Origin of the sequence: Streptomyces katrae, from assembly GCF_000717655.1 — a bacterium.
In the GTDB taxonomy this organism is placed as follows: Bacteria; Actinomycetota; Actinomycetes; order Streptomycetales; family Streptomycetaceae; genus Streptomyces; species Streptomyces katrae_B.
Window position 1 is genome coordinate 1 of the sequence record NZ_JNZY01000031.1, and the last position, 16,021, is coordinate 16,021.

15 protein-coding genes and 1 tRNA gene are annotated in these 16,021 nt (G+C 71.2%); 6 read left to right on the forward strand and 10 right to left on the reverse strand.

From position 1 onward, the window contains the following. Positions 1-93: 93 nt before the first annotated feature. Positions 94-1,473, forward strand: a complete 1,380-nt coding sequence (locus IF09_RS0129565; protein ID WP_030300779.1) for an NAD(P)/FAD-dependent oxidoreductase — start codon at positions 94-96, stop codon at positions 1,471-1,473. An 88-nt stretch (positions 1,474-1,561) separates the two neighbouring features. Here the strand turns inward: IF09_RS0129565 and IF09_RS0129570 are convergent. Next, positions 1,562-1,635: transfer RNA gene (locus IF09_RS0129570), tRNA-Thr, on the reverse strand. Positions 1,636-1,779: 144 nt separating this feature from the next. Further along, positions 1,780-2,466 carry a hypothetical protein gene (locus IF09_RS0129575; protein ID WP_030300780.1) on the reverse strand — a complete coding sequence of 229 codons (687 nt, stop codon included), beginning with the start codon at positions 2,464-2,466 and terminating at the stop codon, positions 1,780-1,782. 174 nt (positions 2,467-2,640) lie between these two features. Here IF09_RS0129575 and IF09_RS0129580 point away from each other — a divergent pair, with 174 nt between their 5' ends. The 3 genes from IF09_RS0129580 to IF09_RS0129590 all read left to right on the forward strand — a co-directional run bounded on the left by IF09_RS0129580 (position 2,641) and on the right by IF09_RS0129590 (position 5,151). Further along, positions 2,641-3,729, forward strand: coding sequence for an ABC transporter ATP-binding protein (locus IF09_RS0129580; protein ID WP_030300782.1), 1,089 nt, complete (start codon positions 2,641-2,643; stop codon positions 3,727-3,729). A gap of 181 nt (positions 3,730-3,910) precedes the next feature. Further along, positions 3,911-4,324 carry a hypothetical protein gene (locus IF09_RS0129585; RefSeq protein WP_030300783.1) on the forward strand — a complete coding sequence of 138 codons (414 nt, stop codon included), beginning with the start codon at positions 3,911-3,913 and terminating at the stop codon, positions 4,322-4,324. A 47-nt stretch (positions 4,325-4,371) separates the two neighbouring features. Beyond that, positions 4,372-5,151: a nucleotidyltransferase family protein gene (locus IF09_RS0129590; protein ID WP_078613526.1), complete on the forward strand. Its 780-nt coding sequence runs from the start codon at positions 4,372-4,374 to the stop codon at positions 5,149-5,151. 80 nt (positions 5,152-5,231) lie between these two features. On the opposite strand, the gene IF09_RS0129595 is transcribed toward IF09_RS0129590, so the two are convergent. The 6 genes from IF09_RS0129595 to IF09_RS0129620 form a co-directional block, all read right to left on the reverse strand. After that, positions 5,232-6,830 carry a DoxX family membrane protein gene (locus IF09_RS0129595; RefSeq protein WP_030300785.1) on the reverse strand — a complete coding sequence of 533 codons (1,599 nt, stop codon included), beginning with the start codon at positions 6,828-6,830 and terminating at the stop codon, positions 5,232-5,234. A 158-nt stretch (positions 6,831-6,988) separates the two neighbouring features. Further along, positions 6,989-7,960 (reverse strand): 23S rRNA (guanosine(2251)-2'-O)-methyltransferase RlmB, encoded by a 972-nt coding sequence (gene rlmB / locus IF09_RS0129600; RefSeq protein WP_030300786.1) that lies wholly within the window; start codon positions 7,958-7,960, stop codon positions 6,989-6,991. A 101-nt stretch (positions 7,961-8,061) separates the two neighbouring features. Next, positions 8,062-9,462, reverse strand: coding sequence for a cysteine--tRNA ligase (cysS, locus tag IF09_RS0129605; protein ID WP_030300787.1), 1,401 nt, complete (start codon positions 9,460-9,462; stop codon positions 8,062-8,064). 102 nt (positions 9,463-9,564) lie between these two features. Beyond that, positions 9,565-10,077, reverse strand: coding sequence for a 2-C-methyl-D-erythritol 2,4-cyclodiphosphate synthase (ispF, locus tag IF09_RS0129610; protein ID WP_030300788.1), 513 nt, complete (start codon positions 10,075-10,077; stop codon positions 9,565-9,567). Beyond that, positions 10,067-10,813: a 2-C-methyl-D-erythritol 4-phosphate cytidylyltransferase gene (gene ispD / locus IF09_RS0129615; protein ID WP_030300790.1), complete on the reverse strand. Its 747-nt coding sequence runs from the start codon at positions 10,811-10,813 to the stop codon at positions 10,067-10,069. The genes ispF and ispD overlap by 11 nt, the downstream gene beginning before the upstream one ends. 251 nt (positions 10,814-11,064) lie before the next feature. Beyond that, entirely contained in the window at positions 11,065-11,547 is a 483-nt protein-coding gene (locus IF09_RS0129620) for a CarD family transcriptional regulator (RefSeq protein ID WP_003953493.1), read from the reverse strand. Between the two features lie 625 nt (positions 11,548-12,172). Here IF09_RS0129620 and IF09_RS0129625 point away from each other — a divergent pair. Further along, positions 12,173-12,856, forward strand: coding sequence for a hypothetical protein (locus IF09_RS0129625; RefSeq protein WP_030300797.1), 684 nt, complete (start codon positions 12,173-12,175; stop codon positions 12,854-12,856). Positions 12,857-13,139: 283 nt separating this feature from the next. Here IF09_RS0129625 and IF09_RS0129630 read toward each other — a convergent pair whose 3' ends face one another. Beyond that, a complete protein-coding gene (locus tag IF09_RS0129630) occupies positions 13,140-13,820 on the reverse strand; it encodes a response regulator transcription factor (RefSeq protein WP_007265514.1) in 681 nt (226 codons plus the stop codon). Between the two features lie 36 nt (positions 13,821-13,856). Then, positions 13,857-15,083: a sensor histidine kinase gene (locus IF09_RS0129635; protein WP_234321189.1), complete on the reverse strand. Its 1,227-nt coding sequence runs from the start codon at positions 15,081-15,083 to the stop codon at positions 13,857-13,859. 215 nt (positions 15,084-15,298) lie between these two features. On the opposite strand from IF09_RS0129635, the gene phoU reads away from it, so the two are divergent. Further along, on the forward strand, positions 15,299-15,976 hold the full coding sequence (gene phoU, locus IF09_RS0129640) for a phosphate signaling complex protein PhoU (protein ID WP_030300801.1): 678 nt from the start codon (positions 15,299-15,301) through the stop codon (positions 15,974-15,976). The last annotated feature ends 45 nt before the right edge of the window (positions 15,977-16,021 follow it).

Sequence of the window (16,021 nt, forward strand, 5' to 3'; positions counted from 1 at the left end):
CCCGCCACATCAGCCAAACGGCCACCTCCCCCGCCCCAAAACCCGACATCCGGTACCTGGACACCCCTCCGGCACGCCCTGTAGCAACTCCCCATGACGATCAACGGCGGCATCTCCTTCTGGTACGCGACGGACCAGCAGGCCCCCCAGCCACCTCGCGCCCCCCTCACCGGCCACGCCACGGCCGACGTCGTCATCGTCGGCGGCGGCTACACCGGCCTGTGGACCGCGTACTACCTCAAGACCGCCGCCCCCGACCTCCGCGTCACCGTCCTCGAGCAGAAGTTCTGCGGCTACGGAGCCTCCGGCCGCAACGGCGGCTGGCTCTACAACGGCATCGCCGGCCGCGACCGCTACGCCGAACTCCACGGCCACCAGGCCGCGCTCCGCCTCCAGCAAGCCATGAACGACACCGTCACCGAAGTCATCGACGTGGCCGCCGAAGAATCCATCGACGCCGACATCCACCGCGGCGGCGTCCTCGAAGTCGCCCGCACCCCCGCCCAGCTCAGCCGCCTCAAGGCCTTCCACGCCGCCGAACTCGCCTTCGGCGAGACCGACCGCGAGCTCTACGACGCCACCGACACCCGCGCGCGCATCGACATCGCCGACGCCGTCGGCTCCAGCTGGACCCCGCACGGCGCCCGCATCCACCCCCTCAAGCTCGTCAAGGGCCTGGCCGCCGCCTGCGAACGCCTCGGCGTGGTCATCCACGAATCCACGCCCGTCACCGAGATCGCCCCCCGACGGGCCATCACCCCGTACGGCACCGTCCGCGCCCCCTACGTCCTGCGCTGCACCGAGGGCTTCACCGCAGCCCTCAAGGGCCAGAAGCGCTCCTGGCTCCCGATGAACTCGTCGATGATCGCGACCGCCCCGCTGCCGCCCGAGGTCTGGTCCCGCATCGGCTGGGCGGACGCCTGCACCCTCGGCGACATGGCCCACGCCTACATGTACGCCCAGCGCACCGCGGACGACCGCATCGCGATCGGCGGCCGCGGCGTCCCGTACCGCTTCGGCTCGCGCACGGACACCGACGGCACCACCCAGCAGTCGACGATCGGTTCCCTGACCGCGCTCCTGACGTCCTTCTTCCCGGTCCTCACGGGAGTGGAGATCACCCACGCCTGGTCGGGCGTCCTCGGCGTCCCCCGCGACTGGTGCGCCACGGTCACCCTGGACCGCACGACGGGCCTCGGCTGGGCCGGCGGCTACGTGGGTTCGGGCGTAGCCACGTCGAACCTCGCGGCCCGCACCCTGCGCGACCTGGTCCTGGGCGAACCCTCGGACCTGACCACCCTCCCCTGGGTCAACCACCGCGTCCGCCGCTGGGAGCCGGAACCCTTCCGCTGGCTCGGCGTCCAGGCCCTCTACGCGGCCTACCGCGAGGCGGACCGCCACGAATCCGCGACCCACACCCCGACCACAACCCCCTTGGCCCGCCTGGCGAACCGCATCTCGGGCCGCCACTGACGACAAAGCGGAAGGCTCCGGGTGATCACCCGGAGCCTTCCGCTTCTGTACGAATTCCCAAGATCATCAAGCCTCTGACCAGGGACGGAGCCGCCTGTCGGAATCGAACCGACGACCTCAAGATTACAAGTCAAGCGCTCTAGCCAACTGAGCTAAGGCGGCACACGTGACACTGCGCAGCGCACAGAATCGCCTTCACTTTACACAGCGACCAGACCTCACCGCGAAGAACTTTCCGCTATCGGGCCGTCAGGCCGGGGAGGAGCAGCGGCCGAAGCCACAGGTCAAAAGCGAGGTGCTCTGCCCTCACGTCGTCCCGCCCACGGGGTACCCGGTGCGGGCCAGCTCCGTGACCGCACGGGCGGGCCCCAGGTTCGGGTTGAGGGCCTTCAGCGTGTCCTCCGTCAGGGGGCGCAGGTCCCAGACGTGCCGGATCGCCGCCGGGTCGAGGGTGGTCCCGTAGTAGTCCTCGGCGAAGGAGCGGTAGGCCTCCGCGGTGCCGGCCGCCAGGACGTGGAAGAGGTGGCCCGTGCCGTCGTCCGTGTCCGCGGGGATCTCCACCGGTCCCGCCCGCCAGGCGGTGTCGGAGGTCTCCCGCCAGAACACCACGGTGGCCACATATACGTCGTCGTCACAGAAGGCCGGCTCCCTGAGCAGCGGCCGGAACGCCTCCGGCAGGGTGTCCACGAGCCCGGGCCACAGGGCCATGTCCTCGTTCGTGTAGGGGCTCATCCAGGACTCGTGGTCGAAGCCGCGGCCGAAGACTCCGTCGGACGTGAAGAGGATCGCGTACTCGTCACCCGCGCCGTTGTTCATCAGCGCGGCCTCGACGCCCGGACCCCACCCGGGGTCGTAGTCGAAGAAGCGCCCGCCCCGGCCGTCCATGAGAACGTCCAGGGCCGCCAGCGCCCGGCAGCGATCGCGCAGGACCGGAACGTCGGGGAGGACGCGGATCAGTTCGTGGACGTCGCGAGGACGGTGCGTGCCGGTCATGCCCGTCATCCAAGCAGCGGGTCCGACAGATCGCACAGAGTTCGAAGTCACGGCCTCGGGGGTGCTGACAGGAGGAGGGGCGCCCGGTAGCGTCGGGCGGAGTCCTTGTTACTGGACTAGACCTTCCACTCGGATCGTCCGGCACGTTCCTGCCGGTAGAAGGGATTCATCACCATGGCTTCTGTCACCTTCGACAAGGCGACCCGGCTGTACCCCGGCGGCGACAAGCCCGCCGTCGACGAGCTTGAGCTGCACATCGAGGACGGCGAGTTCCTCGTCCTCGTCGGCCCGTCGGGCTGCGGCAAGTCCACCTCGCTGCGCATGCTGGCCGGCCTGGAGGACGTCAACGGCGGCGCCATCCGCATCGGCGACCGCGACGTCACGCACCTGCCGCCCAAGGACCGGGACATCGCGATGGTGTTCCAGAACTACGCGCTGTACCCGCACATGACCGTCGCCGACAACATGGGCTTCGCGCTCAAGATCGCCGGCGAGGACAAGGCGACCATCCGCAAGAAGGTCGAGGACGCGGCGAAGATGCTCGACCTCACCCAGTACCTCGACCGCAAGCCGAAGGCGCTCTCCGGCGGCCAGCGCCAGCGCGTGGCGATGGGCCGTGCCATCGTGCGCAAGCCGCAGGTGTTCCTCATGGACGAGCCGCTGTCGAACCTCGACGCCAAGCTGCGCGTGTCCACCCGTACGCAGATCGCCGCGCTCCAGCGCGACCTCGGGATCACCACCGTCTACGTCACCCACGACCAGGTCGAGGCCATGACGATGGGCGACCGCGTGGCGGTCCTCAAGGACGGTCTGCTGCAGCAGGTCGACACCCCGCGCAACATGTACGACCGTCCGGCGAACCTGTTCGTCGCCGGCTTCATCGGTTCCCCGGCCATGAACCTGGTCGAGGTCCCGATCGCCGACGGCGGCGTGAAGTTCGGCGAGACCGTGGTCCCGGTGTCGCGCGAGGCGCTGTCCGCCGCCGCGGACGCGGGCGACCGCACCGTCACGGTCGGCGTGCGCCCGGAGCACTTCGACGTCGGCAGCGAGGGCGGTCTGACGATCACCGTCAACGTCGTCGAGGAGCTCGGCGCCGACGGCTACGTCTACGGCCGGACCACCGAGGCCGCGGGCGGTCAGGACATCGTGGTGCGCGTGGGCGGCCGCCAGGTGCCGGAGAAGGGCTCGACGCTGCACGTGGTGCCGCGGGCCAGTGAGATCCACGTGTTCTCGACGTCGTCGGGTGAGCGGCTCTCCGACTGACAGCCCGGACAGGCAGGACGACAGGGGCGCTTCCTCCCGGGGCGCCCCTGTTCGCCATCCAGGGCAGACCGGCCCATTCGGGCCCACTCGTCAACCCTTAATTCGAAAAGCCACGTCGAACCATCCCCCGACCGGGTGACTGAATGTCGCCAAATCTTCACCGAGCGCTAATCTCGCCCTCGTGACCCACACTGCCCGCCGTATCGGCCGTTCCCTCGCCCTGGTCCTGCCCGTCGTCCTGGTCCTGTCCGGGACCCTCGCGGTCACCATGGTCCCCTGGGCGGACAACACCCCTTCCCAGATCCTGACCGCCTCCGCCGAGGACGTGTCCGTCCCCGCGAAGCCCCGCGCCGCGCAGGACGTGCTGCGCGAAAAGCTGCTGAGCGAACTGCGGCAGGGCGAGACGCCGGGTGACGTACTGACGCACCTCCAGCGGGAGGTGGACCGGCGGCCGTCGCTGGCCGAGCACTGCGTGGGGATCGCGCGGGCGCTGGGGCGGGCTGCGGTGGATGCGTACGGTCCGACGAAGGCGCAGTCCTTCGCGCGGCCCGTGTGCGACACCTCGTACGCGACGGGTGTCGCCTCCATGGGCTGACGGGCGTCGCCGTACTCTCCCGGGCCGGGGCCCCTACCCTGACGGCCATGACCGACCTGCCTCCCGTGTCCCGCTCCTCCGTTTCCGCGGCCGCGTTCCCGGCCTCCCTCGCTCAGGCGCCTGCTCAGGCGGTCGTGTTGGCGGGTGGCCAGGGTTCGCGGCTGCGTCCGTATACGGACGACCGGCCGAAGCCGATGGTGGAGATCCCGGGGACCGGGGTGCCGATCATCGGGCACCAGCTGGCGTGGCTGGCGGCGGAGGGGGTGACGGACGCCGTGGTGTCGTGCGGGCATCTCGCGGAGGTGCTGCAGGACTGGCTGGCCAAGGCCGACCTGCCGCTCAGGGTGACGACGGTGGTGGAGGAGGAGCCGCTGGGGCGGGGCGGCGGGCTGAAGTACGCGGCCCGGCACCTGCCGCATCCGGACCGGGCCTGGTACGCGACGAACGGGGACATCTGGACGCGGTTCTCGCTGCGCGAGATGGCGGCGTTCCATGCGGAGCGGGGGGCGACGGCGACGCTGGCGCTGGCGCGGCCGCGGATTCCGTGGGGGGTGGTGGAGACCAACGAGTTCGGGCAGGTCCTGGACTTCATCGAGTCGCCGCCGTCGCCGTATCTGATCAATGCGGGCGTGTACGTCTTCGGTCCCGAATTCGCGGCGCTGCTGCCGGACTTGGGTGATCACGAGCGTACGACGTTCCCGCGGCTGGCCCGCGAGCGGCGGCTGGCGGGCTTTCCGCTGCCCCAGGGGGCCTACTGGCGGGCGATCGACACGGCGAAGGACCTGACCGAGGCGGCACGGGAGTTGGCCGCGCAGAGCGGCTCCTGAGGCCCTGCCCGTACGTACGAAGCCGGGGCCGGCGCGCTGTGTGCGCGCCGGCCCCGGCTTCGTTTCGTCCCGTCCCGCCGTCAGCCGAGGAGGCCGCCGACCAGGCCGGGCTTCTTGGACGGCGCGTCGCCGCCGCTGCCGCTGCCCGAGCTGGAGGACGGCGGCTTCGGGGTGGACTGCTTGGGCGTGCTGCCCGAGGTCTGGCCGCTGCCGGAGCCGCGGGTCGCGGTGGGCGACTGCGAGCCGGTGCCGGCGGTCTCCTTGGTGGTGGAACCGCTGCCCGCCCGCCCCGACTTGGCCGCGGGCGCCGAGGCGCTGGCGGTGGGTTCGGCCGGCTTGGAGGGCTGCTGGGAGGCGGGCTGGCGCTGCTGTTGCTGCTGCTTGGCGGGGGCCTGCGGGAGCGGGGAGCCGGGCAGGTAGTTGCTGGGGGCCTGGCCGGGTCCGGGGACGGTGACCACGGTGGTGGAGCGGACGGCGCCGCCGAGGAGCGAGCCGACGAGGAGGGTGAGTCCGCAGACGACGGTGGCCATGATGGTTCCGCGGCGCAGGACGCGCCGGCGCAGCCGCCAGATCTCGGAGCGGGGTCCGAGGGTGCGCCAGGCTTCCCCGGCGAGACGGCCGTCGAGGGAGTAGACGGGGGCGCCGGCGATGATCAGCGGGCTCCAGGCGGCGAGGTAGATGATGTCGGGGGCGTCGTAGGCGGGGACGGTCTTCCAGCTCACCGTCATGAGGAGCGCGGCGGACAGCAGGGCGCCGACGCAGGCGGCGAACCGCTGCCACAGGCCGAGGACCGTCAGGACGCCGACGACGACCTGGAGGAAGGCGACGCTGAGGCCGGCTCCGACGGGGTGGGCGAGGGCGAAGTCGCGCAGGGGTTCGGCGAGTGCCCAGGGGTGGAGGGTGCGGAGCCAGGTGACCATGGAACCGCGTTCGCCGCCGTCGAAGTAGACGGGGTCGCACAGCTTGCCCATGCCGGCGTAGATGCAGATGAAGCCGAGGAAGACGCGCAGCGGGAGGAGGACGACGCCGAGGTTCATGCGGCGGCCGGGGTAGTACGAGGCCTGCCCGCGGGTGTCGGAGGAGGCCCGGCGGGAGTCGGTGCCGGGTCCGGCGTCGTGGCCGCCTTGGCCGCCTTGGCCGCCGTGGCTGCCTTGGCCGCCTTGGCCGCCGTAGGGGCCGCCGCCCGCGTACCGGGCGTCGTACGGGAGGTCGCGCACGGGGGTCAGCCGGCGGGTATCGTCCGGGTCTCCGTAGGTGCGCTGGCCGATGACGGTCGGCGTGGCGAGGGTGTCCTCGGCGAGGTCGTGGGCGAGGTCGATCCGGGGGATGGTCTGGGTGATGCCCCCGTCGTATTCGTCGTGGCCGCCGTGTCCGCGCCCGTGTTCGCGTACGGCCTGGATGAGTCCGCCCATGGCGGCGGTGTCGCCGGGGGCGGACCTGCCGCTCCAGACGACGGGGGCCCGGCGGCGGCCGGCACCGGCGGCGGCGACCACGGCGCCGCCGAGGACGGGCACGCGGCCGGGGGCGTTCGCGGGCTTGGAACGCGCGCTCGGGCTCGGTGCGAGCCGCACGCGGAAGCTGGCGTGGTTGACGATGACCTGTGCGGGATCGCACGGCACCTTGACCATGCTCAGCGCGGGCTGGTCGTCGAACCCTGACGTTCTGGTGTCCACACTCATCTAACCGAGTGATCAGTGTTTAGGACACTGCCTTGACAGGAGGGATGTGTCCGAGACCCGTCAAGATCAAGCCACCCCGCCCGAAAGGGGCGGGGTGGCACGCTCACGGGTCAGTTCCTATGAGCCAAGTGGATCAAGGCGGCGGGGCCGCCCGGGGATCAGACGCGGCCGCGGGTGGCCCGGCGGCGGGCCGCCTCGTAGAGCACGACGCCCGCGGCGACACCGGCGTTCAGCGACTCGGCGCCACCCGGCATCGGGATGCGGACCAGGTAGTCGCAGTTCTCCCCGACGAGGCGGCCGAGGCCCTTGCCCTCGGAGCCGACGACGATGACGACGGGACCGCCGAGCGCCTCCAGGTCCTGCACCTCGTGCGTGCCCTCGGCGGCGAGGCCGACGATGGCGATGCCGGCCTTCTTGAAGTCCTGGAGGGCGCGGGTCAGGTTGGTGACGCGGGAGACCGGGGTGCGGGCGGCCGTGCCGGCCGAGCTCTTCCAGGCACCGGCGGTCATACCGGCCGCGCGGCGCTCGGGGATGACCACGCCGTGGCCGCCGAAGGCGGAGACGGAGCGGACGATCGCGCCGAGGTTGCGGGGGTCGGTGACCCCGTCGAGGGCGACGATCAGCGGGTCGTCGCCCTCGTCGTACGCGGCGGAGGTGAGGTCCTCCGGGTGCGCGTACTCGTAGGGCGGGACCTGGAGGACCAGGCCCTGGTGGTTGAGCCCGTTGGTCATGCGGTCGAGCTCGGGGCGCGGGGCTTCCATCAGGTTGATGTTGCCGCGCTCGCCGGCGAGCTGGAGGGCCTCGCGGACGCGCTCGTCGTTGTCGATGAACTGCTGGACGTAGAGGGTGGTGGCGGGGACGCCGTCGCGCAGCGCCTCGAAGACCGGGTTGCGGCCGACGACCATCTCGCTGGTGCCCTTGGGGCCGCCGCGGCGCGGGGCCGGGCGGCGCTTGGCAGCCTGGCGGGCCATGGCATTGGAGATGCGGTTCGCCTTGTGCTTCTTGCGGTCCTCGGCCTTGGGCGTGGGGCCCTTGCCTTCCAGGCCCTTGCGCCGCTGGCCACCGCTGCCGACCGTGGCGCCCTTCTTGTTGGACGTGCGGCGGTTCCTGCGCTGGCTGTTCCCGGCCATGACCTCTACCTGTTTTCGTTGGTGCTGCGATATGTACGTATGAAGAGTGTGCCGCCCGGAGCGCCGGGCGGCACAACATGGCTGGTCCGGGCGGGCCCGGATCAGCGGGGGCCGAGGGTCCAGCGGGGGCCGCTGGGGCTGTCCTCGATGATCAGACCGGACTGGTTCAGCTGATCGCGGATGGCGTCGGCCGTGGCCCAGTCCTTGCGGGCCCGGGCGGACTCGCGCTGCTCCAGGACCAGGCGTACGAGCGTGTCGACCGCGCCGTGCAGTTCCTCGCCCCGGTCGCCCTCGCCCGCCCACTGGGGGTCGAGCGGGTCCAGTCCGAGCACGCCGAGCATCGCGCGCACTTCGGCGAGGCGGGCGACCGCCGCGTCCTTGTCGTCGGCGGCGAGGGCGCTGTTGCCCTGGCGGACCGTGGTGTGGACGATGGCGAGCGCCTGCGGGACGCCCAGGTCGTCGTCCATGGCCTCGGCGAAGGCGGGCGGGACCTCGGGGGCGGGGTCGACGGTCTTGCCGGCCTTCTCGATGACGCGCTGGCAGAAGCCCTCGATGCGCGCGAACGCGGACTCGGCCTCGCGCAGCGCCTCTTCGCTGTACTCGATCATCGAGCGGTAGTGCGGGGTGCCGAGGTAGTAGCGCAGGACGATGGGGCGCCAGTTCTTGACCATCTCGGAGACGAGCACCGAGTTGCCGAGGGACTTGGACATCTTCTCGCCGGCCATGGTGACCCAGGCGTTGTGGACCCAGTACCTCGCGAACTCGTCGCCGAAGGCCTTCGCCTGGGCGATCTCGTTCTCGTGGTGCGGGAAGATCAGGTCCAGGCCGCCGCCGTGGATGTCGAAGGCCTCGCCGAGGTACTTGTGCGCCATGGCGGAGCACTCGAGGTGCCAGCCGGGGCGGCCGCGGCCCCAGGGGGTCTCCCAGTCGGGCTCGCCGGGCTTGCTGGCCTTCCACATGGCGAAGTCGCGGGGGTCCCGCTTGCCGGTGATGCCTTCCTCGGCGGGCTGCTGGAGGTTGTCGAGCTCCTGGTTGGACAGGGCCAGGTACCCGGGGTACGAGCGGACGTCGAAGTAGACGCTGCCGTCGGCCTCGTACGCGTGGCCGCGCTCGATGAGGCCGCGCATCATCTCGATCATCTCGGTGACGTGGCCGGTGGCCCGGGGCTCGTAGGTGGGCGGGAGGCAGCCGAGGGCGTTGTAGCCGTCGTTGAAGGCCCGCTCGTTCTCGTAGCCGATGGACCACCAGGGGCGGTTCTGCTGGCCGCCCTTCGCGATGATCTTGTCGTCGATGTCCGTGACGTTGCGGATGAAGGTGACGTCGTAGCCCCGGTACGTGAACCAGCGGCGCATCATGTCGAAGTTGAGGCCCGACCGGATGTGCCCGATGTGCGGGGCCGCCTGGACGGTGGCGCCGCAGAGGTAGATCGAGACGCAGCCCGGGACGAGCGGGGTGAAGTCGCGGATCTGCCGGGCGCTGGTGTCGTACAGGCGAATAGTCACGGCATCCAGGGTAGTGGGCCTGCGGCAGTGCCCCGCGACCCTTTGAGGGCGCGGGGGCGCTTTGTTGCCGAAGAGGTGTCGTCGGGGACCCGCCGGGACGGGCTACGCAGGGTTCGTCCGGTACACCAGTGCGGTGGCGATGGCGGCGAGCCCCTCGGCCCGGCCGGTGAGGCCGAGGCCGTCGGTGGTGGTGCCGGAGACGGAGACGGGGGCACCGGCGGCCGCGACGAGCGCCTTCTGCGCTTCTTCGCGCCGTTTGCCGATCTTCGGGCGTACGCCGATCACCTGGATGGCGATGTTGCCGATCTCGAAGCCCTCGGCACGGACGATGCGGGCGGCTTCCGCCAGGAGGGTGACGCCGGCGGCGCCGGACCACTCGGGCCGGGAGGTGCCGAAGTGCGCGCCCAGGTCGCCGACTCCGGCGGCGGAGAAGAGTGCGTCGCAGGCGGCGTGGGCGGCGACGTCGCCGTCGGAGTGCCCGGCGAGGCCGTCCTCGCCCTCCCAGAACAGCCCGGCGCACCACAGCTCGCGCCCGGCCTCGAAGGCGTGCACGTCGGTACCGATGCCGACCTGGGGGATCAGCGGGGCGGCGGAACCTGCGGAGCTAGTACGCATCGGTGGCCCTCCTGCGGGCGAGTACGGCCTCGGCGAGGACCAGGTCGAGCGGGCGGGTGACCTTGAAGGCCTCTTCGTGGCCGGGGACCACCATCACGGTGATGCCGAGCTGTTCCACCATTCCGGCGTCGTCGGTGGCGCCCTCGCCGTTGACGGCGATGGTCTCGTGCGCGCGGGCGAGGGTGGCGAGGTCGAAGCCCTGCGGGGTCTGTACGGCGCGCAGCCGGGCCCGCTCGGGGGTGGCGACGACCGGCTCGGGCTCGCCGGGCTCCCCGGGCTCGACCTCCTTGACGGTGTCGGCCAGCGGCAGCGCGGGGACCACGGCCGGCGAGCCGTCGCGCACGGCCTCGACGACGGAGTCGACGGTGTCCACGGGGACGAGCGGGCGGGCCGCGTCGTGGATGAGGACGGAGGTGATGTCCGAGGGGAGGGCGGCGAGGCCGGCGCGTACGGATTCCTGGCGGGTTTCGCCGCCGGGGACGACCAGGATGTCGGTCCGGTCGGGCAGGGCGTGCTCGTCGACGAGCCGGCGTACGTCGGCGGCGCCGTCGGGCGGGGCCACGACGACCACGAGGGAGACGGCCCGGGAGCGGGCCATCGCGCGGACGGCGTGGATGAGCATGGGGGTGCCGCCGAGGGCCCGCAGGGCCTTGGGGGCGCCAGGGCCGAGGCGTACCCCGCGGCCGGCGGCCGGGATCACCGCGGCGGTGCGGTGGGGGCGCGTTTCGTCAGACATCAGTAGCTCCGAGCCAGGTTTGTGACTTCGGCCGACATGGGTATGGCCTGAAGGGTGCCGGGTGCGACGCCCTCGCCCCTTCCGTGACGACCGGTCGAGCAGGCTGTCCGGACCCGGCACGCCGGTGGAAAAAGATGTGGGTGCAGACATGCCGCAGCGCCCGGCAACAGCCCTCTCGTGGAGGAGAGGGCGTGTCATCGGGCACCGCGGCACAACCGTGTGAACGCTGTTTTCCTGGGCGGCACGCCGCGTCAGGACGCGAGAACCTCGTCGAGGAGGGCTTCCGCCTTGTCCTCGTTGGTGTTCTCGGCGAGCGCGAGCTCGCTCACCAGGATCTGGCGCGCCTTCGCGAGCATGCGCTTCTCGCCCGCGGAAAGCCCGCGCTCACGCTCACGACGCCACAGGTCACGCACCACTTCGGCGACCTTGATGACATCGCCAGAAGCGAGCTTCTCCAGATTTGCCTTGTAGCGCCGGGACCAGTTCGTCGGCTCTTCGGCATACGGTGCACGCAGCACCTCGAAGACCCGGTCCAGCCCGTCCTGGCCGACTACGTCGCGAACGCCGACGAACTCCGCATTGTCCGCAGGCACACGAACCGTCAGGTCGCCCTGGGCGACCTTGAGCACCAAGTAGGTCTTGTCCACGCCTTTGATCTGGCGAGTTTCGATGGCCTCGATCAGCGCGGCCCCGTGATGGGGATAGACCACGGTGTCGCCAACCTTGAACGTCATGTGACAGGTACCCCTTCCGTGGCTATCCAGGGTAACACGAGAACTGACTGTTATGAATGGCGTTTTCGCAGGTCAGGGCACATCTCGGGGCTTGACAACAGCGACACGAACGTGCTGCGAAGGGCTTCCGGAGGGGGGTATTCGCAGGTCGGAGGCGCTGTGCGGACCGGGCGAAACGACCACGCTACACCCGGGCGATGACCCCGCCCCTGTGTCGTACGTCCCGTTTTGCCGGTTTCGAAGCCGGGAAACCGAACTACTCCGTTCGACTGGCGACCACCCGTACGGAGCGGTTCCGGCCCAATCCGGAATTGATCACGGAGGGCCGTTCGAAGGAATCCCGGAATTGATCACGGCAGGCCGGGAGGGCGATATGCGGGCGGCACATGATCGGCAGATGAACGGCGGGGGAAGTGCCCGGCGGAAGGGCGGACGGGAGAGCCGGCGGAAAGGAAGATCGCGGGGCCGGCAGAGGGCGGCCCGTGCGCTGCGGAGGGTCGGGTGCGGGGGCAGGGCGGCGGCTCGGTAACCTAAGCGCGCTGACACACCCTTAGGACGGCTTTACCTCGGCCGCCCTGGGACTGCCCACCCTTCCGTTCCGTACGTCCAAGGAGTTGCCGCCGCCGTGAGCCGCAGCCTTCGACGCGGCGCCCTCGCCGCCACCGCCATCGTGTTCTCGATCGCCTCGCTGGCCGCTTGCGGTGCAGGCAACAACGCGGAGACGCTCCAGATCAAGCCGGACAACGCCGCCGTCACCAAGGGCGACATCAAGATCCAGAACGCGCTGGTGATCACTCAGGCCGAGAAGGGCAAGAAGGGCCCGGCCGCGGTCTCCGCGACGGTCTTCAACTCCGGCGACAAGCCGCAGACCCTTGACGCCATCACCCTGCCGGGTGGCAAGTCCAAGGTCGTCCTGAAGGGCGCCGAGGGCGCAGCCGGCAAGGTCACCGTGCCGGCCGGCGGCTCCGTGGTCATCGGCGGCAAGGGCAACGCCTCCGCCGTGATCGAGGGCGGCGAGGCCGTGCAGAACGGCAACGCGCAGAAGGTCGTCTTCCAGCTGAGCAAGACGGGTGACGTGGAGATGGAGGCGTTCGTCGTCCCGGGCTCCGGCATGTACGCGGGCTTCGGCCCGACCGAGGCCCCGGCCGCGGCCCCCGGCTCCACCCCGTCGGGCAGCCCCTCGGGCACGCCGTCGGGCAGCCCGTCCGGCTCCCCGGCCACGACCCCCTCGGGCGCCGCTTCGGGCACCCCGTCGGGCGCGGCCTCGGGTTCGCCGTCGGGTTCCCCCTCGCACAGCGCCGGCCACTGAGCCGGTAGCACCCCGTACGAAAGGGGCCCCCTCCGCTCCGGCGGAGGGGGCCCCTTTCGTATACGCACCACAGATCACACCTGCCGGCTGCGGCTTACCGCTCGGACTTGTGGCCCAGGCCGCGGACCGTCACCGGCAGCGCGGCGCGCCCGGGTCGGGCTCGAGGCCCTCCCGCGTGCGCCCCTCGCGCCGCTCGGCCCTGGAGGCCTCCCGGGCTTCGGGCCGCCGGGCCGGCTTCCGGCCGGCCGTGGCCGGCCCGGAGCCCCGCACCACCGCCGGAGGTTTACGGCTCGAACTTGTAGCCCAGCCCGCGGACCGTCACCAGGTAGCGCGGCGCGCCCGGGTCGGGCTCGATCTTGGCGCGGAGGCGCTTCACGTGGACGTCCAGGGTCTTGGTGTCGCCGACGTAGTCGGCGCCCCAGACCCGGTCGATCAGCTGCATGCGGGTCAGTACGCGGCCCGCGTTGCGCAGCAGCATCTCGAGCAGGTCGAACTCCTTGAGCGGGAGGTCCACCTTGGCTCCGGCGACGGTGACCACGTGGCGGTCGACGTCCATCCGTACGGGGCCGGCCTCCAGCGCGGCCGGGGTGACCTCCTCCGGCTCGCCGCGGCGGCGCAGGACCGCGCGGATGCGGGCGACCAGCTCCCGCGACGAGAAGGGCTTCGTGACGTAGTCGTCGGCTCCTATTTCCAGCCCGACGACCTTGTCGATCTCGCTGTCCTTGGCCGTCACCATGATGACGGGGACGTTGGAGCGGCCGCGCAGCTGCCGGCAGACCTCCGTGCCGGGCAGGCCGGGGAGCATCAGGTCGAGGAGGACGAGGTCGGCGCCGTTGCGCTCGAACTCGTCGAGCCCGTCGGGCCCGGTCGCGGCGATGGCGACCTCGAAGCCCTCCTTGCGGAGCATGTAGGACAGGGCGTCGCTGAAGGATTCCTCATCCTCGACGACGAGCACTCGGGTCACGGAAGGACCTCCGGGGCAGGAATGGCTGGTTCTGGTTCAGGCAGGGGTGGGGTGGCCGGGTGTGGGAGCGGGCTCCCCGGCCGGGGCGGCCGTGGATGCCGGGGCCTGCGCGGCTGCTTCCGGCAGGCGCAGGGTGAACGTGGAGCCCTGACCCTCCGAGCTCCATACGGACACCTCCCCGCCGTGTGAGGCCGCTACGTGCTTCACGATCGCGAGGCCCAGACCGGTTCCTCCCGTGGCGCGGGAGCGGGCCGGGTCCACGCGGTAGAAGCGCTCGAAGATGCGCTCGCGGTCCTTTTCCGGGATGCCGATGCCCTGGTCGGTCACGGCGATCTCGATCAAGTCTCCCCCGGGTGCCGCGACCCTGCGTCCGGCTATGCCGACGCGGGTGCGGGCGGGGCTGTAGTTGACGGCGTTCTCGACCAGGTTCCCGAGGGCGGCCGCGAGCTGTCCGCGGTTGCCCCAGACGCGCAGGTCGGCGGTGCCGCCCGCGGCCATGGTGATGTGCTTGGAGGACGCCGTGTGGCGGCAGCGGTCGATGGCCTCGGCCACCAGCGTGTCCACCCGTACGGGCTCGGCGTCCTCGAGCGGGTCGTCGTTCTGTACCCGGGAGAGGTCGATGAGCTCCTGTACGAGGTTGATCAGGCGGGTGGCCTCGATCTGCATGCGGCCGGCGAAGCGGCTGACCGCCTCGGGGTCGTCGGCGGCGTCCATGACGGCCTCGGACAGCAGCGAGATGGCCCCGACCGGCGTCTTCAGCTCGTGCGACACGTTCGCGACGAAGTCGCGCCGTACGGCCTCGATGCGGCGGGCCTCGGTGAGGTCCTCGACCAGGAGCAGGACGAGCCGGGAGCCGAGCGGGGCGACGCGCGCCGAGACCGCGAGGGCCTCGCCGCGGCCGGTGCCGCGTCGGGGCAGGTCGAGCTCGACCTGGCGTATCTCCCCGTCGCGGCGGGTGTCGCGGGCCATGTGGAGCATGGGTTCGACGGCCAGTTTGCCGCCGCGTACGAGCCCGAGGGCGTATGCGGCGGACGAGGCCTTGACGACCGCGTCCCCCTCGTCGAGTACGACGGCGGAGGAGCGGAGCACGGAAAGGACGGTGTCCACGCCGGGCGGGAGCACCGCGTTGATGTCGGGGCGCATGGAGCTCCGGGTGGGGCGGGCCTGGTCGCGCTCGCTCCAGCGGAACGCCAGCATCGCGATCACACCGGTACAAAGCCCGGCGATCGCTGCAGCTGCGGCGACCGCCGCGTTCACGTCCATGGATCCAGGTTAAGCAGGCACGACGGCACTTCCACAGCCGTTCGGGTGGCACCTCGAACAGTCGTCGCCCAGAGTTCACCGTGACGACGGGGTTGATTCACTTGTGATGCCGGAGTCGGACGCGTTCGCAGCTCACCGTGTCAACGTGGGGGCATGAGGCCGCCCCGGCCCGGCCCGTGGGGCAAGAGGCAGAGCAGGCAAGAGAGGGACAATCCATGCGTGACGCGTACCACGAGGAACTGGACTCGATCGGAGAAGGCCTGGTCGAGATGGCGCGGCTCGTCGGTTCGGCGATCGGGCGGGCCACGACGTCCATGCTCGACGCCGACCTGAAGCTCGCCGAGAGCGTCATCGCCGCCGACCAGAAGGTCGACGACCTCCAGCACGACCTGGAGGCCCGTGCCATCGCGCTGCTGGCGCGCCAGCAGCCCGTCGCCACCGACCTGCGCATCGTGGTGACCTCGCTGCGCATGTCCGCCGACCTGGAGCGCTCGGGCGACCTGGCCCAGCACGTGGCCAAGCTGGCCCGGCTGCGCTTCCCGGACACGGCGGTGCCGCGCGACCTGCACGCGACCATCCTGGAGATGGGGCAGCTGGCGCAACGCCTGATGGCGAAGGCGGCCGAGGTCATCATCACGAAGGACGTCGACCTGGCGCTCCAGCTGGAGCACGACGACGACGAGATGGACCAGCTGCACCGCACGCTGTTCCAGCACCTGATGGACGACCGCTGGAAGCACGGCATCGAGACCGCGGTCGACGTGACCCTCTTGGGCCGCTACTACGAGCGCTTCGCGGACCACGCGGTGTCGGTGGCCAAGCGCGTGGTCTACCTGGTGACGGGCGAGCACGCGGACGAGCTGCAGGCGCCGACGCAGGTCGAGGGCGCCTGAACCGTTCTGCCCCTGTGCGCCGTTGACGCGCCGGTGCGGCTGGGC

Bases quoted from the DNA above. Each gene is read 5' to 3' on its own strand.
- IF09_RS0129620 (WP_003953493.1), bottom strand. From the start codon at position 11,547: ATGACGTTCAAGGTTGGCGACACCGTGGTCTATCCCCATCACGGGGCC.
- IF09_RS0129635 (WP_234321189.1), bottom strand. From the start codon at position 15,083: ATGGACGTGAACGCGGCGGTCGCCGCAGCTGCAGCGATCGCCGGGCTT.
- ispF (WP_030300788.1), bottom strand. From the start codon at position 10,077: ATGCGTACTAGCTCCGCAGGTTCCGCCGCCCCGCTGATCCCCCAGGTC.
- IF09_RS0129590 (WP_078613526.1), top strand. From the start codon at position 4,372: ATGACCGACCTGCCTCCCGTGTCCCGCTCCTCCGTTTCCGCGGCCGCG.
- IF09_RS0129580 (WP_030300782.1), top strand. From the start codon at position 2,641: ATGGCTTCTGTCACCTTCGACAAGGCGACCCGGCTGTACCCCGGCGGC.
- ispD (WP_030300790.1), bottom strand. From the start codon at position 10,813: ATGTCTGACGAAACGCGCCCCCACCGCACCGCCGCGGTGATCCCGGCC.
- phoU (WP_030300801.1), top strand. From the start codon at position 15,299: ATGCGTGACGCGTACCACGAGGAACTGGACTCGATCGGAGAAGGCCTG.
- IF09_RS0129565 (WP_030300779.1), top strand. From the start codon at position 94: ATGACGATCAACGGCGGCATCTCCTTCTGGTACGCGACGGACCAGCAG.
- IF09_RS0129595 (WP_030300785.1), bottom strand. From the start codon at position 6,830: ATGAGTGTGGACACCAGAACGTCAGGGTTCGACGACCAGCCCGCGCTG.
- rlmB (WP_030300786.1), bottom strand. From the start codon at position 7,960: ATGGCCGGGAACAGCCAGCGCAGGAACCGCCGCACGTCCAACAAGAAG.
- IF09_RS0129575 (WP_030300780.1), bottom strand. From the start codon at position 2,466: ATGACCGGCACGCACCGTCCTCGCGACGTCCACGAACTGATCCGCGTC.